The organism is Halorubrum sp. 2020YC2 (assembly GCF_018623055.1).
Taxonomy (GTDB): Archaea; Halobacteriota; Halobacteria; order Halobacteriales; family Haloferacaceae; genus Halorubrum.
This window is the reverse complement of sequence record NZ_CP076019.1, coordinates 1,315,963-1,340,346: the sequence shown is the minus strand read 5'-3', so window position 1 is coordinate 1,340,346 and position 24,384 is coordinate 1,315,963. Positions and strand designations below refer to the sequence as shown.

At 71.8% G+C, this 24,384-nt stretch carries 20 protein-coding genes and 1 pseudogene; 5 read left to right on the top strand and 16 right to left on the bottom strand.

Annotation, left to right across the window (positions count from 1 at the left end; translation table 11 throughout):
• The first annotated feature begins 65 nt into the window (after positions 1 to 65).
• Positions 66 to 992 (top strand): DNA-3-methyladenine glycosylase, encoded by a 927-nt coding sequence (locus KI388_RS06595; RefSeq protein WP_215088552.1) that lies wholly within the window; start codon positions 66 to 68, stop codon positions 990 to 992.
• Positions 993 to 1,062: 70 nt separating this feature from the next.
• The gene (locus KI388_RS06590) at positions 1,063 to 1,503 is read left to right on the top strand and encodes a DUF555 domain-containing protein (protein WP_215088551.1); all 441 of its coding nucleotides are present in this window, start codon (positions 1,063 to 1,065) and stop codon (positions 1,501 to 1,503) included.
• A 63-nt stretch (positions 1,504 to 1,566) separates the two neighbouring features.
• Here KI388_RS06590 and KI388_RS06585 read toward each other — a convergent pair whose 3' ends face one another.
• The 9 genes and pseudogenes from KI388_RS06585 to KI388_RS06545 form a co-directional block, all read right to left on the bottom strand.
• Positions 1,567 to 1,800: a UPF0058 family protein gene (locus KI388_RS06585; RefSeq protein WP_004598519.1), complete on the bottom strand. Its 234-nt coding sequence runs from the start codon at positions 1,798 to 1,800 to the stop codon at positions 1,567 to 1,569.
• Positions 1,801 to 2,051: 251 nt separating this feature from the next.
• The gene (locus tag KI388_RS06580) at positions 2,052 to 2,231 is read right to left on the bottom strand and encodes a hypothetical protein (RefSeq protein WP_215088550.1); all 180 of its coding nucleotides are present in this window, start codon (positions 2,229 to 2,231) and stop codon (positions 2,052 to 2,054) included.
• A 60-nt stretch (positions 2,232 to 2,291) separates the two neighbouring features.
• On the bottom strand, positions 2,292 to 3,368 hold the full coding sequence (locus KI388_RS06575) for a transcription initiation factor IIB (protein ID WP_215088549.1): 1,077 nt from the start codon (positions 3,366 to 3,368) through the stop codon (positions 2,292 to 2,294).
• A gap of 280 nt (positions 3,369 to 3,648) precedes the next feature.
• On the bottom strand, positions 3,649 to 4,479 hold the full coding sequence (locus tag KI388_RS06570; RefSeq protein ID WP_215088548.1) for a fumarylacetoacetate hydrolase family protein: 831 nt from the start codon (positions 4,477 to 4,479) through the stop codon (positions 3,649 to 3,651).
• A 27-nt stretch (positions 4,480 to 4,506) separates the two neighbouring features.
• Positions 4,507 to 4,857 carry a cupin domain-containing protein gene (locus tag KI388_RS06565; RefSeq protein WP_215088547.1) on the bottom strand — a complete coding sequence of 117 codons (351 nt, stop codon included), beginning with the start codon at positions 4,855 to 4,857 and terminating at the stop codon, positions 4,507 to 4,509.
• A complete protein-coding gene (locus KI388_RS06560) occupies positions 4,854 to 5,642 on the bottom strand; it encodes an SDR family oxidoreductase (RefSeq protein WP_215088546.1) in 789 nt (262 codons plus the stop codon). Before KI388_RS06560 ends, KI388_RS06565 begins: the two co-directional genes overlap by 4 nt.
• A 161-nt stretch (positions 5,643 to 5,803) precedes the next feature.
• A pseudogene (locus KI388_RS06555) lies at positions 5,804 to 6,013 on the bottom strand (mechanosensitive ion channel family protein); the annotation flags it as partial.
• A 22-nt stretch (positions 6,014 to 6,035) separates the two neighbouring features.
• Complete coding sequence (locus KI388_RS06550) at positions 6,036 to 7,349, bottom strand: Zn-dependent hydrolase (protein ID WP_215088545.1); 1,314 nt, start codon at positions 7,347 to 7,349, stop codon at positions 6,036 to 6,038.
• A 66-nt stretch (positions 7,350 to 7,415) separates the two neighbouring features.
• Positions 7,416 to 7,748, bottom strand: coding sequence for a hypothetical protein (locus KI388_RS06545; protein WP_215088544.1), 333 nt, complete (start codon positions 7,746 to 7,748; stop codon positions 7,416 to 7,418).
• Positions 7,749 to 7,845: 97 nt separating this feature from the next.
• Between KI388_RS06545 and KI388_RS06540 the strand changes: the two genes are divergently transcribed.
• Positions 7,846 to 8,061, top strand: a complete 216-nt coding sequence (locus KI388_RS06540; protein WP_215088543.1) for a PLDc N-terminal domain-containing protein — start codon at positions 7,846 to 7,848, stop codon at positions 8,059 to 8,061.
• A 50-nt stretch (positions 8,062 to 8,111) separates the two neighbouring features.
• Here the strand turns inward: KI388_RS06540 and KI388_RS06535 are convergent, their stop codons facing one another.
• From KI388_RS06535 to malA, 3 genes are all read right to left on the bottom strand, one after another.
• On the bottom strand, positions 8,112 to 9,140 hold the full coding sequence (locus tag KI388_RS06535; RefSeq protein WP_215088542.1) for a sodium:calcium antiporter: 1,029 nt from the start codon (positions 9,138 to 9,140) through the stop codon (positions 8,112 to 8,114).
• 3 nt (positions 9,141 to 9,143) lie between these two features.
• On the bottom strand, positions 9,144 to 10,634 hold the full coding sequence (gene malQ / locus KI388_RS06530; protein WP_215088541.1) for a 4-alpha-glucanotransferase: 1,491 nt from the start codon (positions 10,632 to 10,634) through the stop codon (positions 9,144 to 9,146).
• Positions 10,635 to 10,751: 117 nt separating this feature from the next.
• Positions 10,752 to 12,878 (bottom strand): alpha-amylase MalA, encoded by a 2,127-nt coding sequence (malA, locus tag KI388_RS06525; RefSeq protein ID WP_215088540.1) that lies wholly within the window; start codon positions 12,876 to 12,878, stop codon positions 10,752 to 10,754.
• A 188-nt stretch (positions 12,879 to 13,066) separates the two neighbouring features.
• Here malA and KI388_RS06520 point away from each other — a divergent pair, with 188 nt between their 5' ends.
• Positions 13,067 to 17,815, top strand: a complete 4,749-nt coding sequence (locus KI388_RS06520) for a glycoside hydrolase family 15 protein (protein ID WP_215088539.1) — start codon at positions 13,067 to 13,069, stop codon at positions 17,813 to 17,815.
• Between the two features lie 29 nt (positions 17,816 to 17,844).
• Here the strand turns inward: KI388_RS06520 and KI388_RS06515 are convergent, their stop codons facing one another.
• Entirely contained in the window at positions 17,845 to 18,306 is a 462-nt protein-coding gene (locus KI388_RS06515; RefSeq protein WP_215088538.1) for a hypothetical protein, read from the bottom strand.
• Positions 18,299 to 20,143, bottom strand: a complete 1,845-nt coding sequence (locus tag KI388_RS06510; protein ID WP_215088537.1) for a DNA mismatch repair protein — start codon at positions 20,141 to 20,143, stop codon at positions 18,299 to 18,301. The genes KI388_RS06515 and KI388_RS06510 overlap by 8 nt, the downstream gene beginning before the upstream one ends.
• 167 nt (positions 20,144 to 20,310) lie before the next feature.
• On the opposite strand from KI388_RS06510, the gene KI388_RS06505 reads away from it, so the two are divergent.
• On the top strand, positions 20,311 to 20,985 hold the full coding sequence (locus KI388_RS06505) for an MBL fold metallo-hydrolase (RefSeq protein ID WP_215088536.1): 675 nt from the start codon (positions 20,311 to 20,313) through the stop codon (positions 20,983 to 20,985).
• Between the two features lie 53 nt (positions 20,986 to 21,038).
• Here the strand turns inward: KI388_RS06505 and KI388_RS06500 are convergent, their stop codons facing one another.
• Both KI388_RS06500 and KI388_RS06495 read right to left on the bottom strand, forming a co-directional pair.
• A complete protein-coding gene (locus KI388_RS06500; RefSeq protein WP_215088535.1) occupies positions 21,039 to 22,187 on the bottom strand; it encodes an acyl-CoA dehydrogenase family protein in 1,149 nt (382 codons plus the stop codon).
• A 61-nt stretch (positions 22,188 to 22,248) separates the two neighbouring features.
• Complete coding sequence (locus tag KI388_RS06495; protein ID WP_215088534.1) at positions 22,249 to 24,384, bottom strand: AMP-binding protein; 2,136 nt, start codon at positions 24,382 to 24,384, stop codon at positions 22,249 to 22,251.

Sequence of the window (24,384 nt, the reverse complement as noted above, 5' to 3'; positions counted from 1 at the left end):
AAGCCGTCTTCGGCGGCGGTCCGCGACCGAAACCCGCATGTCCGAGCGCGTCCTGACCGAAGACGATGGAACGCGGGGCGATCGACGTCGGCGATCTGGCTGGACCGTTCGACCTTCAGGCGACCCTCGAGAGCGGGCAGAGCTACCTCTGGAACCGCGCTGACGGCGATACGTACGACGAGCTCCACGCGCGCGGCGGCGACGCGTGGTACGAGACGGTCGTCGACCCGGTCCCCGGCGTGACCGAAGACCGGGTCCCGGTCCGAGTTCGACAGGAGGGCGGCGTCCACGACGGGACCCTCCGCTGGGAGTCGTCGATCGACGCCGAGCCGCTGTTGACGCACCTGTTGCGACTCGACGACGACCTCAACGCGGTCTTGGACGCCACGCCAGACCTCCCGCTCCTCGAACGCGCGTACGACGCCTACGAGGGGATGCGGCTGACCCGCGACCCCGTCTTCCCCTGTCTGGTCTCGTTCATCTGCTCGGCACAGATGCGAGTCGCCCGCATCCACGGCATGCAGCGTCGGCTTCGGGAGACGTACGGCGACGCGGTCGCGCTCGACGGCGAGACGTACCGGGCCTTTCCGACGCCCGAGCAACTGGCCGCCCGCACGGAGGACGAACTCCGCGACCTCTCTCTGGGATACCGCGCGCCGTACGTCCGGCGCACGGCCGAGATGGTCGCGAGCGGCGAGGCGGACCCCCTGGAGGCGGCCGACCTGCCGTACGAGGAGGCCCGCGAGTCGCTCACGCGGTTCGTCGGCGTCGGGGAGAAGGTCGCGGACTGCGTGCTGCTGTTCTCTTTAGGCTTCCTCGAGGCGGTGCCGCTCGACACCTGGATTCGAACCACCATCGAAGAGTACTACCCCGACTGCGACCGCGGGAGCTACGCGGCGACCTCCCGGGCGATCCGTGAGCGGTTCGGCGGCGAGTTCGCCGGCTACGCGCAGACGTACGTGTTCTACTACCTCCGCGCCGGCGGCGAGTGAGCGAGGGAGCGCTCCGCGTGGCGACCGCGGCCGAAGTTTGATACTCGTTCGCGTGGTATTCTCGGGCGTGATGGACTGTCGAGTCGTCGTCGAGGCCGCAGTCCCGGTGTACGACGTGGAGACCGCCGACGAGGCGGTCCGGATCGCCATCTCGAAGACCGGAGAGATGCTCAACCCCGACCTCAACTACGTCGAGATCGACACCGGAACCCGAACGTCACCGAGCGGCGAGCAGCTCGATCCGGCGTTCGTCGCGGCCGACGAGGCGCTCGTCGCCTTGGAGCTTCAGATGGACGTGTTCAACGTCGACCGGGGTGAACACGCCAGCCGCGTCGCGCGCAAGGAGATCGGGAAGCGACTCCGAAACATCCCGCTGAAGGTGTTGTCGGTCACCGAAATCGACTCCGAGGAGAGCGACCGCACCGACGGCACGCCGGCCTCCGACCGAGGCTCCGCGTCCGGCGACGACGAGTCGGAACTCCGCGGTGACGGAGAGCCCGTCGGGTCCTGACCGCGGCCGCGACGCTGTCCGGTGATCGGTGCGGGCGGCGAGGAACGGGACGCGGTAAACGGTTCAGTCGGCGGTCGGGGCCAGCGGCTCCGACTCGGACGACTCCATCGGCTCGGTGATTCCCTCGGTCAGCTTGAAAACGGCCGCTTTGTGGTCGGTCTTCGACTTGTGAATCGATGTCGGTTTGACGCCCAGTTCCTCGTAGGCTTCGAGGTCAACGTCGTCGTCCCAGAACTCGCACTGTTTTCGTACCTCCGCGAGGAGACCGTGAAGATGGATGAGCTCCTGCTTCTTCATGAGTACCAGTCCTTTGCTACTGGAGGTATATATTATTATCTTGAGTCACGTTACCATGGTATTCGCGTATTTCGCGAGTAGCGGGGCGGAGAAGTGGTTTCTCGACGAGACGTTCAGGATCGTTGTAGGTACATCCGCGGATACCGGGGCCGGTGAACCACGGGCGACTCACAGCCCGGCGGACTCGACGTGGGGGCGGCGTGGAAGGGGCCGCGGCCACCGAGTCACCGCTGGTTCCGGGTCGCTCTCGGTTACTGAAACTGCCTGACCGCTTCGAGGTCCCGCTCGGTCCGCATGAACTCGGTCAGGCGCCGCGTCGCGTGACACGCCGAACAGCTGAAGTTGGACCGAAGGTCCTGAAGCTCGGCGGGGTTCTCCTGCCACTCCTTGCCGCACTCCGGACAGACCAGTCTGACGAACGCGTCGACCATGTTCTCGCCTACAGCGGGCCGCGTTAAAAACGTGGGTGGCGAACCGGCGCGGGCGTCGGATCAGGCGGACACGTCGCCGCTCGCTTCGAGCAGCTCCTTGTACCGGTTCCGGATAGTGACCTCGGACACGTCGGCCACGTCGGAGACCTGGCTCTGGGTCACCTTCTCGTTTGACAGCAGGGCGGCGGCGTACACCGCGGCGGCGGCGAGTCCCACGGGCGACTTGCCGCTCGTGATCCCCGCGTTCGCGGCGTCGTCGAGCAGTTCGCGGGCCCGGCGCTCGGCCTCGTCCGAGAGGTCGAGCCGCGAGGCGAACCGCGGGACGTAGCTCGTCGGGTCCGCCGGCTTCACCTCCAGCTTCAGCTCGCGGACGACGTAGCGGTACGTCCGCGTGAGTTCCATCTTCTCGACCCGCGAGACCGCCGTGAACTCGTCGAGGCTCCGGGGGTTCCCCACCTGTCTGGCGGCCGCGTACAGCGCCGCGGTCGCGACGCCCTCGATGGAGCGGCCGGGGAGGAGGTTCTCGCTCAGCGCGCGGCGGTAGATGACGCTAGCGGTCTCGCGGACGTTGTCCGGGAGGCCGAGTGCACTGGCCATGCGGTCGATCTCACCGAGCGCCTGCTTGAGGTTGCGCTCCTTGGAGTCGCGGGTGCGGAACCGCTCGTTCCACGTCCGCAGCCGCTGCATCCGGCGCCGCTGCCGCCCGGAGAGCGACTTACCGTAGGCGTCTTTATCCTGCCAACCGATGTTCGTCGAGAGCCCCTTGTCGTGCATCATGTTCGTCGTCGGGGCCCCGACCCGCGACTTGCTGTCCCGCTCGCCGGAGTTGAACGCTCGCCACTCCGGTCCGCGGTCGACCGAGTCCTCCTCGACGACGAGTCCGCAGTCGGTACAGACGGTCTCGCCGTGTTCCGTGTCCGTCGCTAACTGGCCGCCGCACTCGGGACAGGTCGTGCTCCGCTCGCGCTCGCTCGCCGTCTCCTCGGCGTTCGCCGTTTCCTCGGCGCTCGCCGTCTCCTCGGTCGTTGAGTCCGTCGCCCTCGTTCGCGTGCGCTCCCCGCTTCCGGTCTCGTCGGCCGAGTCAGTCAGTCGTTCTCGCTCCGTACCGCCGCCGCTGTAGGTGTCTGTCTCTGTCATGGGTTGGCTCCGACGATCCCCCGACGGAAATACAGCGAGGTCCGCGAATCGCCAGTCTGTTAACGTATAGTTAGTTGCGAGGATATATAAAACTTTCTTCCAGATGCCATCGACGAGAGACAGACGAGACCAGTTCTAACGCGCATTCAGCCCGCGAAACGCCTGACTCCCCTCTACCACAGAAGGACTGGAGAGCGCGACCGCTGATGTGTGACGGTATATATACCTCTCTTTCGAGGTCGCAACGCCGCGGCAGGGACCGGCCGCGACCGGGGCGTACTCAGAACCGGCGGCCGGTCACCGACGCCGACACGGAGCCGATCGATTCGACGGTCGCTCGCACCTCGTCGTCGGGTTCGATCGGCGCCGCGCCCGGAGTTCCGGTGCTGAACAGGTCGCCGGGGCGCAGCGTCGACACCTCGGAGTGGAACGAGACGATCTCCGCGGGCGGGAACAGCATGTTCCGCACCTCGTTTTCGGCCTCGACCTCGCCGTTGACCCGCGTCGTCACCGTCGCGTCCGCGAGATCGACCGGCTCGTCCGGGACCGCGATCGCCGGCCCGACGACGAGGAACGTGTCGTAACTCTTCGCGCGCGTGAGGAACCGGGGGTTCCGCCGGAGCACGTCCTCGGCGGTCATATCGATCACCGGGAGGTAGCCGGCGACGACGTCGTCCACCTCTCGGGTCGCGACCGATCGACACTCTCGACCCAGCAACACCGCCAGTTCCGCCTCTGCGGTCACGCGCTCGCTCTGCTCGCTCGGCGGCAGCCTGATCGGGCCGCCCGGCCCCGTCAGGGCCGTGGACGGCTTGATGAAACTGGCCGGTTCCTCCGGGCGCTCCTCGTCGAGGTCGCCGGCGTGGTCGGCGTAGTTGAGACCGATCCCCCAGAGCTTCCCGAACCGCTCCAGCGGCGGCCCGAAGGTTAAGTCCTCGGCCGGCACGGGCTCGGCGGGCGCGTCCTCGACGCTCGCGAGGTCGCCCGCGGCCGCCAGCGGGAGCGCGTCGCGAACGCTTTCGGCTCGCGGCTCAGCCGCCGCGAGCGGCACGTACCCCTCCTCGTCGCCCAGCAGCGGCCGGCCGCTCGCGGTGCGTGCGAGGTAGTTCACGCGGTAGCCCCTCCGTTCACCGTCGAGTCACTCCTCCCGGTCGGTCCAGAAGTCGAACGAGCGACCGGGCGCGAACACGTCGAGTCCGACCGCCCGCTCGTCGCCGGTGTTCTCGACGCGGTGCGGCTCGCTCGCCTCTAGGTAGACGGAGTCGTTCGGACCGAGCGTGGCCGACGCCCCCTCCTCCGTGACGACGGTCAACTCCCCTTCGAGACAGAGGCACACCTGCTCGTTCTCGTGGTCGTGGAGCGGCGAGGAGTGCCCCGGCGGCTTCTCGAACCACTCGAACGAGAAGCGGTCGCTGCCCGCCATCGACACCCGCCGCCAGCCGTCTTCCGGCTCGTACGTCTCGGCCTCGTCGAACGGGACCGCTCTCATAGGTTCGCGCCGGTCGCGCCGCCGTCTATCGGGAGCGCGGTGCCGTTGATGAACCCGGACTTCGGCGAGGAGAGGAACGCGACGGTGTCGCCCAGCTCCATCGGGTCGCCGATGCGTTCGAGGGGGTTGCCGGCCCACTCGGCGAGCCCCTCCTCGTAGGTGTCGTACTCGCCGCGGTCGACGGCGTCGTTCACCAGCTCTCGAATCCGCGACGTCTCGTGCGGCCCGGGCAACACGGCGTTGGCCCGGATCTCCGGCGCGAACTCCTTCGAGAGCGTCTTCTCTAACCCGATTACGCCCATCCGGACCGAGTTCGACAAGACGAGGCTGTCGAGCGCCTCCTTCACGCTCCGAGAGGTGACGTTCACGATGGTGCCCCCGTCCCCCTCGCGGAGGTGCGGCTCGGCCGCGCGCGCGAGCCGGACGACGCTCATCACGAGCAGTTCGTACGCCTCCTCCCAGTCATCGTCGTCCGTCTCTAGGAACGCCCCCGAAGGCGGACCGCCCGCGCTCGTGACGAGGTGGTCGAGTCCGCCGAACTCGTCGACGGCCGTCTCGACGAGCGCCTCGACGTCGTCCGGCTTGGTGAGGTTGCCGGGCTGAGCGACGACCTCTCCGTCCGCGACCGATTCGACCTCCGACTTGGCGTCCGCCAGTCGGTCCTCGTCGCGGCCGTTTATCACCACGTTCGCCCCCTCGCGGGCGAGCGCCTTGGCCGACGCCTTGCCGAGTCCGCTCGACGACGCAGTGACGAGCGCCGCGTTCCCCGCTATCTCCAGATCCATGTGATCGATGTGCGCGGTCACCGTGGAAAACGTTTCCCCGGAGGCAATCCGCCCGCACTCGAGCAGCGGACCCCACCCCGTCGTCCCGGAATTGTCGGCTCCGGTCCACCGACGCCGACTCGCCCGCTCCGACTCGCCGACGCCGACTCACCGGGTCGGCCCTATCGGCTCCGGCTCACCGGGAACGCCACGCGGTCCGGGTTCTCGTTGAACCGCGCTCGGATCCGCTCGTACAGTCGGTTCTTCACGCGCTGTCCGCGGCGCGGGTGCGTGAGGTACCGGACCCGAAGCTCGACCCACGACTCCTCTTGGCGGACGTTGACGCTCGGGCCGTCGTGGACCTCCAACTCGACCGGCGTCTCCGCGAGCGCGGCGAGTTCTCCTCCCCGTCAGTCATCTATCTCCGCTCGCGACCCGCGCGAGCGACCCGGCGAGCACCTCGGTCGCGGCGGCGCAGTCCGCCCAGTCCGTCCACTCTCGGGGGTTGTGCGAGATCCCGTCCCGCGACGGCGCGAACAGCAGCGACGCGTCCGTGACACGCGCGACCCGCATCGCGTCGTGGGCGGCGCCGGAGTGGAGGTCGATCGCCTCGCGGTCCGCGGCGTCTGCGGCCCCGTGGGCGGCCTCGCGCAGCCGGTCGCTCATCAGCGTCGGCGCGACGTCGAACGGGCGCTCGAACTCGGTCTCGACGCCGCGCTCTCGCTCCAGCCGGTCGAGGGAGCCGCGCGCGGCGTCGACGATGGCCTCCATCGACCCGGCCTCAACGTCGCGAATGTCGACGCTGGCCTCGACGCGCCCGGGCACGACGTTCGTCGCGTTCGGCTCGACCGACAGTGACCCGACGGTCCCGACCGCCGAGGGCGACGAGGAGTCGACGACCTCGTCCGCGGCGCTTTCGACGTCCAACACGAACTCGCTCGCGGCCGCGAGCGCGTCGGTGCGCTCGTCCATCGCGGTCGCGCCCGCGTGGTTCGCCTCCCCGTCGATCGCCGCCTCGCAGTGGGTGATCCCCGTGATCGTCGTTACGATACCGGCGGCCGCGCCCGCCGTCTCCAGCGTCGTGTCCTGCTCGATGTGAAGCTCGTAGAACGCCGCCCACGACGCGGGGTCGAGCGTCGTCGCCGCGCCGTCGTCGTCGGTCGGTGTGGCGGCGTCGAGCGCGCTCCCCCCGCGGTAGCCGATCCGGTCGAGCGCCTCGCCCAGCGTCTCCCCGTCGGCGTTCGCCGGCGCGAGCGCCTCGTCGAGCCCCTGCTCGCCCGTCGCGACCGTCGAGCCGAGCAGCCCGTTCCCGAACGTACCGCCCTCCTCCTCGGTGAAACTGACGACGCCGACCGGCCGCTCGGGTTCGAACCCGTCGTCGCGCATCGCGCGGACCGCCTCCAGCGCGGCGTACACGCCGAGCGGGCCGTCGAAGATACCGCCTTCCGGGACGCTGTCGAGGTGGCTCCCCGAGACGACCGGCGCCGCGTCCGGGTCGGCGCTCTCCGGGGTCCACGTCCCGAGGACGTTGCCCACCGCGTCGACGGTGACGTCGAGTCCGGCGTCGCGGAGGCGCTCGACAAGCCGGTCTCTCGCCCGCCGGTTCGCCTCGGTGCCGGTGCGGTTCGTTCGCGCGTGCGCCTCCGGGTCGTCCGTCTCGACGCGGCCGAACGCCGCGTTCGCCTCGATGTCCGCGCGGAGCCGGTCCGCGTCGACTGGCAGCTTCATACCGGGACCGGGCGCCGCGGGATCAAAACGGTTCGGTCTCCGGCGGTCTCGGGAGCCGTCCGAGTCTCACTCCCCTCGCCGCGTGAGCCAGTACGCCGCCGATCCGATCCCGACTCCGGCCGCGTACGCCCGACTCGCAGCCGAGTCGCCCATCGAACGGTCGACCGCGACGCCCAACGCCCCCCACGCCAGCGCGACGCCGAGGCTCCGTCCCGGCCCGCCCCGGAACCGGCGACAGCCCGCGGCTGCCCGCGCGTGTCGGTAGAGGTAGCCGGCGGCGAACCCGACCGCGAGCGGCCCGGTCCGGACCTCGCCGTCGACGAGCGACGACGCTCCGAGCAGGGCGATGCCGCCGAGACACTCGACTCCGGCGCCGAGCGCGCGCACCGCGTTTCCCATGCGGCGTGTTCGCACTACGCTCGAATATCGGTTTCGGCGGGCTCACCGCGACCGATCCCGAAGACACTTGTTTCCGGCCGCTGTTATCTCGGCCGGCATGTCCCCGTTGCTCCTCCAAGGCGCGGCCGCCGGCGGCATCGCCCTCCTGATCACGCTCGTCTTCTTCGTCGTCCACCTCGCGATGATCGTGTGGACGTACTCGGACGCGCAGTCGCGAAGCGACCACCCGCCGATCCTCTGGGCGCTCATCGTCTTCTTCGCGCCGATCCTCGGGGTGCTGCTGTACCTCATCATCGGTCGGGACTCGTACTGAGCCGTCGTCCTTAGCGGTCACTCGCGGGTGACGGCCGCCCGGACGCCGGCTCACACGCCCCTGAGCACGCTCGTCGCTCCGACCGCCTCGGAGACGACCCACGCGACGAACAGCCCGTAGGCCGCGAGCAACGCGTACGACTCGCGCTCGGTGAGCGCGAGGCTCGTCCGGAGCGTCACGAAGAGCAGGACGGTCGCGGCCGTCAACACCCCGAGCATCGGCACCGCCGTCGAGAGGTTGACGGCCACCTCCCCGACGATCAGCACTCCCAGCGGGATCGCGACGAGCAGGTCGAAGGTGTTCGACCCGAGGACGTTGCCGAGGCTCGTCGCGCCGCGGCCCTGACGCGCGGTCCGAACGCTCACGAGCGCGTCCGGGATGCTCGTCGCGGCCGCGACGATCGTGACGCCGGCGAGGAACTCGGGGATTCCGAAGGTGACCCCGAGCGACTCCACCGACGCGACGAGCCGCTCGACTGTGACGACGATGAGCCCCAACCCGGCCGCCAGCTTCGCCCACTCCCGCCGGACGTCGACCCCGTCGCGCACGCGCTCTATCCCCGCGTCACCGACGTCTTGATACTGGATGAAGAGGTAGAGGCCGTACAGCGCGAGCGGGACGACCGCGAGCGAGCGCGGCAATCTCCCGACGATCGGGTCCGCCGACACGGGGAAGTAGATGACCGCGAGCGCGAACGTCACGACCAGCGCGGAGACCGCGAGCATGTAGAACTGCGCCTCCTTGTACACGATCGTCCGGCTGGCTTCGAGCTCGTCCTCGCCGCCCAGCCCGGCGGCCGCGGGGATCACGAGGACGTTGAAGATGGCCGAGCCGACGAGCGCGCCCACGCCGATGTCGAAGACCCCGGTGACGGCGGTGACGAGCACGCTCACCAGCTCCGGAAAGCTCGACCCGACCGCGACGACGATCGACCCCTGAACCACCGCCGGGAGCCCGTAGTACCCCGAGAGCGTCTCGGCGGCCTCCGCCAACCAGCCGCTGCCGAGCCAGATGAACCCGGTCGCGGCGGCGACGACGAGGGCGTGGACGACCGGCGCGTCGGGGACGATTCCGGCCACGCCTCACCGCACGTGCGTCCCGCCCAGCTCCCACAGCCGGTCCGCGATCGCGTCGTCGAGCGCGTCGCGGCTGACCCGCCACTCCCAGTTGCCCGCCAGCGTGCCCGGCTCGTTGAACCGCGCCTCGCTGCCGAGTCCAAACAGGTCCTGGACCGTCGTCACCGCGAGGATCGCGTCCGAGCTCCACACCTCGTCGATGATCGCCCACTCGGTCGGCTCGTCGGGGTCGGAGCCAACGTTGTACCGGAAGCAGTCGCGCTGCTCGGCCGGGAGGTCCCCGAAGTAGCCGACCCACGTGTCCGTGTCGTGCGTCGAGGTGTAGCCGACGACGTCCTCGCCGTAGTGCATCGGCTGGTACTCGTTCCCCTCCGCGCACCAGTCGGCGTACTGCGGGACGCGCATCCCCGGGAACCCGAACTCGGCCATCAGCTCGTCCATCGCCGGCTCCTCGAAGCCGAGGTCCTCCGCGATGAACGGGGCCTCACCGAGCTCGCGCTCGACCGCCTCGAACAGGTCGCGCCCCGGTCCCTCGCGCCACTCGCCGTCCGCGGGGTCGCCCCCGTCGGCGGGGATCGCCCAGTACTTCACGAACCCGAGGAAGTGGTCGAGCCGCGCCACGTCCGCCAGTTCGAACAGCCGGCGGAAGCGGTCGAGCCACCAGTCGTAGCCGGACTCGGCCAGCCGCTCCCAGTCGTACAGCGGGTTCCCCCAGCGCTGGCCGGAGTCGCCCGCGTTCGGCGGGACGCCCGCCACCGCGGTCGGGCGGTTCCCCTCGTCGAGCTGGAACGCCTCCGGACTCGCCCACACGTCGGCCGAGTCGAGCGCGACGTAGATGGGCACGTCGCCGACGATCGACACCCCCTCCTCGGCCGCGACCGCGCGGAGGTCGCGCCACTGGCGGTCGAACGTCCACTGCACGAACTCGCGGAACCGGACCTCCCGCGCGTGCTCCTCGCGCGCCGACGCGAGCGCCTCGGGGTCGCGCGTCCGCAGCGGCTCGGGCCACTCGGTCCAGACGTCCTCTGGCCGCGCGTCGGAGAGCGCCCGGAACAGCGCGTAGTCGGGGAGCCACGGCTCGCGCTCGCGGAACTCGTCGACGGCCGCCCGGTCGGCGTCGGTCGCCCGCTCCTCAAACCGCTCGAAGGCGGTCCGCAACAGCGGGAGCTTGTACTCCCGAACCGCGTCGTAGTCGACGCGGTCGGCCGGGAACTCGGGGACCGGCTCCAGGTCTCCCTCGTCGAGCCAGCCGTCCGCGACGAGGCCGTCGGGGTCGACGAAAAGCGGGTTGCCGGCGAACGCCGACGGCGACTGGTACGGCGACTCCCCCGCGACGGAGAGCGTCGGACCGATCGGACATATCTGCCAGTGGTCGACGCCGGCGTCGCCGAGGAACGAGAGGAACTCGCGCGCGCCTTGCCCGAGGTCGCCGATCCCGTACGCCCCCGGCAGCGAGGTGACGTGACAGAAGACGCCGTCGGAGCGGTCGAATCGCATACGCCACCCTGCGACCCCCACCGACTCAAGCGTTGCGTCCGGACGGGTCGCGGTCGCGGCCGATCTCGCCCGGCGGGCTGCCGACGGGGCCGCCCACGGAGCCGACCGCCCGGCCGCTCACTCCGACTCGACCCGCACCACGGCCACGTCGTCGACGCGGATCCGCTCGGTGCCCTCGCCGTCCTCGACGACGCACCGCTCGCCGGCGACGAGGTCGCGCTCGCCGTGGTCGACCCCGACCGCGACGCTCGCGTCGGCGGGCGCGAAGTTGAGGACGACGACGAGGTCCTCCTCGCCGTCGGTCCGGCGGAACGCGACCACGTCGTCGGGGTGGACGTCGCCGCTGGCGACGACCGGGCGCTCGGAGAGGTCGCCGCTCGCGACGTGGTAGCCGACGCGGTCGAGGTCGCCCGCGGGACCGAGCGCCGGGTGGTCCCGGCGCGTTTCGAGCAGTCGCTCGTAGCGCTCGCGGACGTCTTCGCGCGCGTGATCCCACGCGATCGCGTCCCGGCGGCCGCGCTGGCCGATCTCCTGACCGGCGTACACCATCGGCACGCCCGGCAGCGTCATGATCGCCGCGCCCGCCGCGGCCGCGGCCGCGTCGCCGCACTCGACGCGGTAGCGGGTCTCGTCGTGGTTCTCGATGTACTGGAGGAACTCGGCGTGGTCGGGGAACCCGATCTCCGCGCGCTGGTCGACCGCGTCGAGGACGGTCGCCGCGGGCTCCGCGCCCCGGCCGACCTGCCGGAGCTGGAAGTACAGCGTCGCGTCGAAGTGCACGTCGAACATCCCCTCGTGGAACCCGGGGATGTACGGGATCGTCTCGTCCATCAGGAGGAACTCCCGGTCGATGTCCTTCACGCGGTCGCGCAGTTCGCGCCAGAACGAGTCGGGCACGGCCCACGCCATGTCGCAGCGGAACCCGTCGACGAGCGGCGCCCACTCGTCTATCACGTCGAGCAGGAACCGCCGCACGTCGAGGTTGGCGTGGTCGAGGTTCGCGATCAGTTCCCAGTCGAAGTAGGTGCCCGGCTCGCCGGAGTCCTGCCACTCGTAGCGGTCGCGGAACGGCGAGTCGGGATTTTGGTAGGCGTCCCGGAACCACTCGTGGTCGCGCGCGGTGTGGTTGGCGACGAAGTCGAACAGCACCCGAATTCCGTGGTCGTGGGCGGTCTCGACGAGCGCCTCGAACTCGTCGCGGTCGCCGAGGTCGTCGGCGGTGTCGAAGAAGTCGACGATGTTGTAGCCGTGCGGCTTCCCGTCGTGGCCGAGGACCGGGGTGAGCCACAGGGTGTCGACGCCGAGGTCCGCGATCTGCGGTATCCGCTCGGCTATCGCGTCGAACGCCGCCCCCTCCTCGGCGTCAGCGAAGGTGCGGACGAACACCTCGTAGACGGAGGCGTCCCGGGTCCACTCGGGCGGCTCGTTGAGCCGCCGCGTCCGGAAGTCGGGCGTCTCCGGCGTCAACACGGCCTCGCCGCCCGCCCCCTCGTCGAGCGCGGCCGCGGCGTCGTCGACCCGCTCGACGGCGGCCGCGTCGGCCACGCTGACCCGCGGGTCCTCGCCCGGGTCGCGCGCGACCGCGACGGCGTGGACCCGGAGCCGGTCCGGCACCGCGTCGAGCGGCACCCGGAGTTCCCGGCCGTCGCCGCTCACGCGGAGCGCGTCCCGGGGGTTCCTGCGCCCCGCGCCGACCGCGGTCTCGACGTCGCGGTCGTCGACGACGAACGTCACGGCCAGGTCGTCCGCGCCGAGCGTCGACTCCGGGTTCGGGGTCGGAACCGCGGTGAACACCGCCTCGCCGGCGCTCTCGTCCGCCGGACTCCCGGTCGCTCGGTCCGTCGACCCGTCTCCGTCGGCCGCGACGTCCGCCTCCACCCGGACCCGGGGTCGACCGACTCCCTCGTGTCGCTCCCGCGCGGCGTAGTCGCTCGGGACCTCCTCCGCGTCGCGGTCGCGTATCGCGGTGCCGCTCCCGCCGGCGACGTCGACTCCCTCGTAGCTCGCGGGGAACGCGCGCACCGTGAGCAGGTGGTCGCCGTCCGGGGCGTCGAGCCCGAGCAGGTAACGGCCCGGCACGTCGGGCGTGAACTCGGTCACCGGGTCGTCGCCCACGGTCGCCTCGCTGTCGGGCGGCGCGTCCGCGACGCGCCACGCGTACGTCGCGTCGGGGTTCGGGTCTCTCGGTGCCAACTCCGTCCGCTCGCCGGTCGCGAGGAAGCGCGGGGGTCCGGGGTGGTACATGTGACGGCCATCGACGCCCGGGGCCTTCGGTGTTGCTCTTGTTTCGGCCCGTTCGACCCGCCCTGCCCGGTCCCGCGTCTCGTTTGGCTCGCCGGCCTCCGGGTCCCGCTCGGGCCGGGGACACTCGACGGCGATCGATACGCCGCCGCGGTCGTCAAGGCTTTTACCCCGGCCGGCGCAGAGCGGGTATGCGACTGCGTACCGCCCTCACGGAACACGAACGTCGGCGCGGGGAGCGCTACCCGGCGGAGCACCCGATGACCGCCGGCGCGTTCACCGGCGACGACGGCCGGCTGGTCCACGTCGGGCCGGACGGGACCGTCCACGACTGTTCGTACTCCCTCTCCGGCGTCGGCGGCGCGGACCGCCTCCGGATGGGGATCACCGCCGGGCGGGGCGTCCGGTGGTTCGACGACCTCGAGACGACCCGCCAGCACTACGACGGCGACACGCCCCTAGTCGAGACCGAGTACGACGCCGGCCGCTACACGATCCACCAGTTCGACCTCGTCGTGAGCGACACGCACCTCACCCACGTCGAACTGCGCGGCTCGCCGCCGGCCGACGCCGAACTCGTCGCCGCCTACGCGTTCTCGCCCGACATGGTCGAGGGCCGCGTCGGCAACATGGTCCACGAGTCCGCCGGTCCCGCCGACGGCGGCGTCGTCGAGGTGTACCACCGGACGGAACACGACTTCCTCACCGCCTCCACGGGGCTCTCGAACGCCCACGGGCAGCGGCTCCGGACGATCCCGGAACTACTCGGGGAGGGGGAGGACGGCTTCCCGCACCGCGGCGAGATCGACCGCCGCGAGGACTCGCGGCTCACCCCCGACGTCGTCGTCCGCGCGCCCTTCGAGCGCGACGGCCGGACCGAGCGCGTCACCCTCGCCGGCCGCGCGGTCGTCGACCGCCGCGAGGCCCGCGACACCGGCGACGACGCGAAGGACGCCCTCACCGACGGGGTCGACCGTCAGCGCCGCATCGAGGCGGTGTCGAACATCGCCACCGCCTACCCCGACGCCGACGACCTCCGCGAGGCCGCGGACGGGCGCGGGCCGAACGTCCCCGAGGACGCGCCGCGCCGGTCGGTGATCGCGAGCGACCTCCGCGCGCTCGACCTGCTCACCGCGGAGTCCGGGGCCCGGATCGCCGCGCCCGAGTTCGACCCGTTCTACTCCACCTCCGGGGGATACGGCTACACCTGGTTCCGCGACGAGGCGACGGTGTCGACCGCGCTGCTCGACGCGAGCGGGGAGCTAGGTCTCGACGCCGACGAGGAACTGCTCGCGACCGCGACCTTCTTCTGTCGCACGCAGGACGCCGACGGCTCGTGGCCCCATCGGGTGTGGGCGGACTCCGGCAAGGTCGCGCCCGGCTGGGCGAACGCCCGGATCGAGGGCGCCAACGGGACGCCCGGCCCGAACGACCAGCTCGACCAGCCCGCGACGGTCGTCGCCTTCCTCGCGGCGCTGCGCCGCGAGGCCGACCTCCCGGCCGAGTGGCGCGACCGGATCGACGAGACGATAGCCGACGCGGTCGACTTCCTCCTCGAAACCACCGAGGACGACGGGCTTCCGCGCCGCTGTCAGAACTGCTGGGAGAACGCTTTGGGCCGGTTCACCCACGCCGGCGCCGAGTACCTCCGGGCGTTCGCCGCGGTGGCGCGCGCGCCGGTCGACGAGGAGCTCCGGGCCGACGCCGCGGCCGCCGCGGACGCCGCGCTGTCGGGGCTCGACGCGCGCTGGAACCCCGAGACGGAGCGGTTCCTCCAGCGCGCGAGCGAGGAGAGTCAGGACGCCCGCGCCGACGCCAGCACCTTCGCGCTCGCGACCGCGGCCGCGGAGTACGCCGCCCTGCTCGACGACGAGTCCGCGACCGCCGCCGGTGACGCGGCCGCCGACGGCGAGACCGACGACGCCGCTGCGACCGACGGCGCCGGGTCGGTCGAGTCCGTCGACGCGAGCGAGTTCGACCGCTTCCTCGACCGCGTCAACACCCACGTCCGGCGGTCGATCGACGCGCTCCGACGCGAGACTTCCTCGGTGGAGGGGCTCGTCAGGTTCACCGGCGACGACTGGCGCACCGCCGAACAGGGCGCCGCGAAGGTGTGGTCCATCGCGACGCTGTGGGGCGCGACCGCGGCGGCGACGCTTGCGGGCGTCGTCGAGGAGCGCGGCGGCGCCGCCGGCCCCCTGTTCGCGGACGCCCGCGATCTGTACGCGCTCTGCGAGCCGGACGGGCACTTCGTCAACGAGGCGGGGCTGTTCGCGGAGCAGGCGTTCGACGACGGCGACCTCGACAGCGCGACCCCCATCGCGTGGTCGCACGCGCTCCGGATCGACGCGACGGTGACGCTGGCGAGCCACGGCGAGCTTCCGGTCCCGCACGACCGCGAGGCGGGTCCCGAGGCGGCCCCCCACTGGACGACCGGGCGGAAGTTCGGGCTCGGTACGCCCGCCGACTACGAGACCGACGACCCGGTTCCGGTGTGGTTCACGCTTACCGAGGGGGCGCTCACCGAGGCGCGGTTCCCCCGGATCGACGTGATGAACGTTCGGACGTTCGACTTCCTCGTCGCGGACCCCGACTCCGAGTACGCGGTCCGGACCTTCGACGAGACCGACCACGTCGCGACGACGGAGACGGTCGAGCGCACGACGGAGCCGGCGGCCGACGACGCGCTCGCGTACGTCCAGACGATCCGCGAGACGGGCGACGGCCACGGCCACACCTGGACGCTCACCGTCGAGTACGCGGTCGACACCGACGGGACCGCGATCCTCGCGGACGTCCGGTTCGAGGGGAGCCGCGAGTACGACGTGTACGCCTTAGTCGACACGACGATCACGAACGTCGGCACGAACGACCGCGCCGAGCGCGTCGACGGCGACGACGGCTACCACCTGCTCGCGCGCAAAGACGACGACGACCGCGATGCGGGCAAGCTCGTCGACGACGACGGCGACCCCTTCGAGGTCGCGCTCGCGCTCGACAGCGCCGGCGGCTTCGACTGGGCGAGCGCGCTCGCGGCGGCCGGCTACGAGATCGACGCGCTGTTCGCCGAGGGAGAACGCGGCGTGGGGATCACGGAGGCGACCGGTAACGTCGTCCTCGCCGGACTCGTCGGGAGCGGGACCGCCGTCTCGGACACGGTCGCGCTCGGGTTCGCTGAAGGGTCCGACACCGCGGCCGCGCTCGGGGCGGCCGAGGGGGCGCTCGCCCGCGGGTTCGACGACGCCGCGGACGCGTACGCCGAGACGTGGCGGTCGTGGCACGCGGACCGCGAGCTCCCGGACTCGGTCGCGGACGACTCCGACCTCGCGGCGCAGTACCGCTTCGCGCTGATGACGCTGGCGGCCGTCGAGGACAAGGCCCACGACGGCGCGGGGATCGCCAGCCCCTCGGTCCCGTGGGGCGAGACCGAGTACGCCGCGGAGGACCGCGGCTACGGCTACAACTTCGTCTGGTCGCGGGACCTCTACCAGGTGTTCACGGCGCTGATCGAGATGGACGAGCTGGAACGCGGCGCCGACGCCCTCGCGTACCTGTACAACACTCAGCAGGACGACGACGGGTTCCTCCCCCAGAACACCTACATCGACGGGCGGACCCGGTGGGGCGGCGAGCAGATGGACAACATCGGGTTCCCCTCGGTGATGGCGTGGCAGCTGTACGAGCGCGGCGTGACGCTCGACGACGCCGACTACACCTACGATCAGGTGCGCCGCTCGCTCGATTACATCGCCCGGCACGGTCCCGAGACCGCTCAGGAGCGCTGGGAGGAGGAGGCCGGCTACTCGCCGTCGAGCATCGCGGCCGAAATCGCCGGGCTGGTCTCCGGCGCGGCGCTCGCGCTCTCGGAGGCCGACCGACGCGAGGACGGGGACCGGAGCGGGGAGACCGAAGCGGCAGGCGGGGAGTCGCCCGACTCGCTCCGCGCCGACGCGCTCGCGTGGCTGGCGCTCGCGGACGACTGGACCGCGCGCGTCGAGGAGTGGTGCGCCACCGCGACCGGCACCGACCGCCACAGGGAGACGCCGTACTACCTCCGGATCACGGCCGACGGCGACCCCGAGGCGGGGCGGCCCCGCACCATCGCCAACGACGGGCCGACGTACGACGAGCGGGAGATAGTCGACGGCGGCTTCCTCGAACTCGTCCGGCTGGGGATCAAGCCCGCCGACGACCCGGTCGTCCGCAACTCCGTCTCCGTCGTCGACGACTCGATCCGAGTGGACACGCCACACGGCGCCGCCTGGTACCGCTACGTCGGCGACGCCTACGGCGAGATCGCGGTCGGAGATCCGGGCGCGCCGTGGGCCGGCACCGGCGACGGCCGCGGACGCCTCTGGCCGATATTCACCGGCGAGCGCGGCGAGTACGAGCTACGCGCCCGCGCCGACGGTCCCGACGCCTTCGGCGGCACCGACGACGAGAAGCTCGAACCGGAGGCGCTCTTGAAGACGATGGCCGGCTTCGGCAACTCCGGGCGCATGCTCCCGGAGCAGGTGTGGGACCGCGAGCACCCGACGAAGTACGGCTGGGAGTTCGGGGAGGGAACCGGGGGGGCGACTCCGCTCGCGTGGTCGATGGCGGGCTTCGTCCGACTGGCGCACGGCGTCGACGCCGGCGAACCGGTCGAGACGCCGGCCGTCGTCCGCGACCGCTACGTGGAGCGCGACCGTCCGGCCCGACCCGATCTGACCGCCACCGCCGAGTTCGTCGAGGACGCGGTCGCCGTCGCGGGCGAGACGGACGCCGAGCGCGTCGCGGTCCACACCCGTGAGACCTCGCGGCTCGTGACGCCGGCCGCCGACGGTACGTTCGAGGTCGACCTCGACGCCGACACCGACGCGGACACCGTCGTGGTCGCGGCCGCGACGGGCGACGACTTCGAGGCTGCCGGCACCGCGGTCGAGCGGCTGCGACTGTAGCCCGAGCAGTTCCGTTTCTCCCGACCGCTTCAGCCGAGCGCGACCACGTCGACCGCGCGGGACTTCCCGTCGACCTCGATTTCGACCGTCGAGCCGACGCGCTCTCGGACGCGCTCGCGCCACGACTCGACCGCCTCGGCGTGTCGCTCCCGCCGGGTCTCGAGGTCGGCGTCCGGGTACTCCGTCGCGGTGTCGTCCGGCTCGGGGTACGGCGGGACGGCTGAGACGAGGTCTCGGGGGTCGACGTGGATCGGTGCGGGCGCGTCGGAGTCGTCGCCGCTCTTCGCGTCTTCGCCGTCAGCCTCTTGCCCGCCAGCGTCGAGCGCGTGGAGGCGAGCGCGCATCCGCCCCGAGAAGGGCGGCGTCGCGCGCAGGACGACCTCGCGGTCGCTCCGGAGGGTGGCTTCGAGGGCGCTCGCCACGTCGTCGCGGTGGACCGCGACCGAGCGGATCCGGTCCGGGCCGGGGTCGCCGCCGTCTCCCTCAGTCATCGTTCCCCGCCCACTCGGCGTCCGAGAGCGTTCGCTGGACCGCCTCCTCCCCGACCGCGCCGGCGAGGTGCTCGAATCCGGCGCGGACGCCCCGGTCGCCCGCGTTCGCGACCAGCCGCGAGACGATGAACTCCGGCGTCGACTTCCCGACCGTCTCGAACCGCGGCTGGTAGTCGACGCGGAGGTCGAGGTCGTTCGTCAGCCCCTCCGCGAAGATGCCGTCGATGCGCGCCGCGCCGGGCAGCGGGCTGAGGTCCTCCGCGAGGTGGGTGACGTAGACCCCGAGCGCGCCGCGGTCGACGGTGAGCGTCACCAGCCCGTTCAGCAGGTCGGCGGCGCGGCCCGGCTCCGTGATCGCCTCGAACTCGTCGACCAGCATGAGCGTGCGACCGTCCGCGACCAGCGGCGGGACGACCGACTTCAGCGTCGACTCCAGCACGCCGGCGTTGAACGAGGCGTGCCGGCGGTGGAAGACGACCCGGTCGAACGTCCCGACCTCGGCCGCGTCGGCGGGCACCGGCAGCCCCATCGAGGCGAGCAGCGCCACCGCACAGAGGGTCTCGAGGAGCGTCGTCTTCCCGCCCGAGTTCGCCCCGGTGAGGACGCTCACGCGGTCGCCGGTCGGCGGCGCGTCGGCGCTCGCGACGCCCGCCTCGTCCGCAAGCGAGTGGGAGCCGACGCCGTAGGAGACGGGCTGGACGTCGCCGTCGAGGAACGGGTTCCGCGCGCCGCGCACCGCGATGCCGTCGTCGACGAGCGTCGGCCGGACGTGGCCGTTCTCGGCCGCGAACCGCCCGAGGGACAGGAGGAACGCGGCGTCGGAGACGGCCGTCGCGGCGCGGGCGACGGTGGTGTCGCCGGCCTCGTCGCTCCCAGCCCCGTCGCTCGCGTCCGCCGCGGGTTCCTCTCCCAATCGCTCGCGGACGTCGGCCGCCACGGCCGCCTCGCGCTCGTCGACCGCCGCTTCGAGTTCGACGACGAGGTCCCGCAGCGTCCCGGAGACGAAGTCGGCCGCGTCCAGCGCCTCGTCGGGGGCCGCGGCCCGCACGGTCGCCGGCTCGACGCCGGTCTCTCGCGCGACGTGCTCTATCGTCGCCGCCTCCAGCGCCTCGAAGTCGCGGAGGCTCCCGTCGCGGACCGATTCGAGCACGTCGAACGCGGAGTCCGCGAGGTCGCGCGCGGCCACCAACTGGTCGCGCAGCTGGTCTAGCTCGTCGTCGGCGCCCGCGGCGATCTCGATGTCGTCGCCGTCGAGTCCGCCGGCGGGGTCGATCGCGCCGCGCACGTCCGCCAGCGCGTCGGCCGCGTCTCGGAGGCGGTCGCCGTCGAGCGCGCCGACACCATCGAAGGGGCCGTCCGTCAGCCCCGCCCCGCGGAGCGCGACGGCCGTCTCGACGGCGGCGAGGTCGGAGCCGTCGGCCTCGTCGTAGGCGGCGAACGCGTCCTCGACCGCCTCGCGCTCGGCGTCGTCGAGCGCGGCCCACGCGTCGCGGGCGGCGACGACCCGGTCCAACCGCTCCTCGACGGCGTCGCGGTCGAGGAGCGGGGTCAACACCCGGATCCGGTCGGCCGCGTGCGCGGTCAGCGCCTCGCCCGCGGCGAGCGCGAGGAGGTCGTCGTACACCGAGCGCGCGTCGCTCGTCGCGAGCACGTCCATCCCCGCCTCGCCGTTCGCTCGGCGGAGGATGCGGGTCGCCCGACCGCGGTGGAGGCCGGCGTCGACGAGCGCTCGGACGTCGGCCGACTCGATCGCCGCGACCGCCCGCTCGGCCCCGAGCGCCTCGGTGAGCCGCTCGCTCGTCTTCGGGCCGATCCCCCAGTAGTCCTCCAGTCGCATACGCCGTGGTGTCGCCCCGGCGTCTTGGCGCTTTCGTCGCGCGCGCCGTCGCCGCCGTCGTCCGCGTCGTCGACGCCACCCGGGCCGTCGGTCCGCTCCCGCCGCCGTCGCGTTCCCCGCCTTCCGCCACGGCAGCGTTCATTCCGCTCCGGGCCGTACGCCTCGGCATGGTGACGGAGATCGCGGACGGCGTCTGGCGGTTCGACACCCGCGGAGTCAACGCGTACCTCGTCTTCGACGACGTGCCGACCCTCGTCGACGCCGGCACGCCGTGGGACGAGGGGGCGATCCGGCGCGGCCTCGACGAGGCGGGCGTCGAGGTCTCCGAGATCGGTCGCGTCCTGCTCACGCACTACGACCTCGACCACGTCGGGACGCTCGCGGCGCTGGCGCCCGACCTCGACGCGCCGGTCCGCGCGTACGGCTTCGACGCGCAGCTGCTCCGCGGAGCGCGGTCGCCGCCGCTCCGGAACCACAAGGGGCTGATCCAGCGGCTCGGCGGACTCGTGACGGACCTCCCAGAACTCGACGTCGTCGGCGTCCGCGACGGCGAGGGGATCGGCTCGTTCACCGCGTATCACACGCCCGGGCACACGCCGGGCCACGTCGCGTACGTCAGCGAGACGCTGGGCGTGGGGGTGCTCGGCGACCTCGTCTCGGAGTCGGACGGCGAACTGGTCCCCTCCGGATGGGTGATAAGCTACGACACCGGCGCGGTCGAGACGAGTGCGCGGGACCTCGCGGCGCGCGCGCCGACTTTCGAGGTCGCCTGCGTCGGGCACGGCGACCCGCTCGCAGTCGGCGGCCACGACGCCCTCCGGCGGCTGGTCGCGACGCTCTAACCCCTCCTGACGGGACAAAAAACGCGCTTCGACCGCTCTCGATACGACCGGTCTCAGCGCGACTGCCGGTAGATGAGGTTCCGCTGGATGTCGTTCGCGCCCTCGTAGATCACCGGGATGCGCACGTCGCGGTAGACGCGGGCGATGCGACGGTCGGTGAAGTTCGACCGGCCGCCGTGGAGCTTCATGCCCTTCTCGGCGCAGTCGGTGGCGACCTCGGTGGACTTCGTCTTCGCGAGGGCCGCCCAGTAGCCGGCGTCCTCGCCGTTCGCGACCTTCTCGCAGGCGCGCCAGTTGAGCGCGCGCGCCGACTCGAACCCGATCCGCATGTCCGAGATCGTGTGCTGGACCGCCTGGAAGTCGTCGATGGTGCGGCCGAACGCCTCGCGGTCGCTGATGAACGCCTCGGCCTCCTCGATGGCCGCCGCCGCCAGCCCCAGCCCGTGGCCGCCGACGACGACGCGGCCGTGGTTGAAGAAGTCCGCGAGGGCGTAGAATCCGCCGCCCTCGCTGCCGACGACGTTCTCCTCGGGCACGAAGCAGTTCTCGAAGACGATGTGGCCCTGCTTGGAGGCGCGCATGCCCATCTTCTCCGGGATGTGCTCGGCCTCGTAGCCGTCCGAGTCGGTCTCGACGATGAACAGCGTGTAGTTCGAGTAGCGGTCGTCGCTCTCGCCCGTCTTCGCGTAGACGGTGAGCCAGTCGGCCTCGACCGCGTTCCCGACCCAGTACTTCTCGCCGGTCAGCTCGTAGCCGCCCTCGACCTTCTCGGCCTTCGTCGTCATGCCCGCGAGGTCGGAACCGGTCTGCGGCTCCGAGACCGCGAGCCCCGATATCTGGTCGTTCTCGGCCACGGGTCGGAGATACTTCTCCTTCTGCTCGTCGGTGCCGTAATCCTCGACCATCTCGGCGCCGAAGCTGGCGAGCTGAAGCGTGAGCGCGATGCCCGCGTCGGCCCGGTAGAACTCCTCCGCGACGGCGAGCATCTGCGCGAGGTCGAACCCCTTCCCGCCGTACTCCTCACCGATGTCCTGGGCGACGAGTCCGGCGTCCATGCCCGCTTCGAGCACTTCCCAGGGGTACTCCCCCGACTCGTAGTACGCCTCGGCGTTCGGGGCGATGTGCTCCTCCGCGAACTCGCGGGCCTCCTGTTTGACGTCTCGCGCACGCTCCGGAACGATGCTGTCGTCGAGTAGCTCCATACGTCACGTGAGGACCCCGCAGTCAAAACCTTCGTGGAACAACGGAGAACGACGGGTGAGTTTACTCGTCGCTCTCGTCGACCGCATCCGCCTCGTCGCCGTCGTCGTTCGACGCCGGAGCGCCCTCGTCGGGCGCTGCCTCGCCTTCGGAAGCGACGTCATCGGGCGCGGCGTCGACGTCCGAGGTCGTCTCGGTTTCTGGCGGCGTGTCGCTTTCGGGCGCCGCGTCGCCGCCGGCGTCGTCGCTGTCTCCCGATTCGGTCGCTCCCTCGCCGGCGTCGTCCCCCGGCGCCGCCGACGCCTCCCCCTCTGGCGGCTCGGTCGGATCGGCCGGCCTGAACCCCGCCGTTTCGAGGTCCGCGTCGACGCTCTCGCGGGGGTCCCCGCCGCGCTCGCGGAGGACGGCGCGCGTCGCCTCCCTGTCGACCGTCCCGGAGACGGTCCGCGGTAGCTCCTCGACGTACGCGACGGTCTTCGGCATCTTGAACCCGGCCAGCCGCTCGCGGACGAACTCGACGAACGCGGCCTCGTCGACGGGAGCGGGACCGATGCCGTCGACGCCGACGGCCGGCTTCTCGACTTCGCTCGCGTCCGACTCGGAACCGTCCGTCTCGGAACCGTCCGTCTCGGAGCCGTCCGTCTCGGAGCCGTTCGCTTCGGAGTCGACTTCCGCGGACTCGTCTCCCGAGGCCGCGTCGTCCCCGGGTGCGTCGGCCGCGGGGGCGTCGTCGGGTGCGACCGGCGGGAACCGGTCTCCGACCGCGAGCAGCGCCGCGACGCGCTCGCCCCACACGTCGTCGTCGAGCCCCACCACGGCCACGTCGTCTACTCCCCCGTACTCGCGGAGCACGTCCGCGACCTCCCCTGGTTCGACGTTCTCGCCGCCGGTGATGATCCGGTCGTCGACGCGGTTGAGCACGTGGAGGTATCCCGACTCGTCGAACCGCCCCACGTCGCCGGTGTGGAGTCCGTACGGGCCGAACTCGGACCGATCGAGGGCCGCGGAGCCGATCCCGTTCACCTCGACCGTCTCGGACGCGGAGGAGCCGTCGCCGTCGGCCGCTGGCGAGTCGCCCCGGTCGCCCGAGTCGGGACCCGACGCGTCGCCCTCGTCTCCGACGAGGTACCCCGGCGTGATCGTCGGTCCGCTGACGACGATTTCGCCGGTCTCGCCGGGCTCGACCGGGTCGCCGTCGCCGTCGACGACCGCCACGTCGGTGCCGAAGAGCGGTCGGCCGACCGTCCCGATCCGGTCTCTGGTGTGTCGGGGCGTCGCGGTCGTGATCTGCGAGGCGGCCTCCGTCATCCCGTACGTCGGGTAGACGGGGACCGAGTAGTCGCGACAGCGCTCCAACAGCTCCCCCGGCGCGGGAGCGCCTCCGAGCAGGACGACGCGGAGCGAGTCCGACAGCGTCCCGCGCCGGTCGAGCATCCGCCTGAGCATCGTCGGGACGAGCGACACGCCGGTCACGTCGTACGTGTCGATGTCGTCCGCCGTGCCGCCCGCGTCGAACCCCTCGCGCAAGACGACCGTGGTCCCGTACAGCACCGACCGGTACACCGGCGCCAGCCCGCCCATGTGGTGAAGCGACAGCGACACCAGCCACCGGTCGTCGGCCTCGACGCCCAAGCGGAACGCGGAGGCGACCGCGGAGCTGTACACGTTGCCGGCGGTCAGCGGCACGGGCTTCGGTTCGCCGGTGGTCCCCGAGGTGAACAGCACGCAGAGCGGGTCCGCGAACGACCACTCCGGCGGGTCGAGCGAGGCCGGGTCGACGTCGTGGATGCCGGTCACGCCCGCGCTCGACGGGTCGTCGACGGAGTAGACCGGAACCCCCTCGATCCGCGACGCGGCGTCGGTCGCGGCCGACTCGGTCGGCTCCGCGCAGACGACCGCGTCGAGGTCGGTCCGCTCGATCCGCGCGGCGATCTCGCGGGCCGTCAGCTCCTGTCCGAGCGGGACGAACGTCGCCCCGATCCGCATCGTCGCGTGAACGAGCCCCACGGTACCCACGTAGGGGGGCGTGAGAACCCCGATCCGGTCGCCCTCGCCCAGCCCGTGCGCGACGAGGCGGCCCGCCGTCTCCGCGACGAGCCGGTCGAGGTCGGTGTAGCTCCACGCCTCGCCGTCCTCGGCGCGGACGAGGGCGGTGTCGTCCGGTGACGAGACCACGCGGTGAGAGAGCCAGTCGCGCAT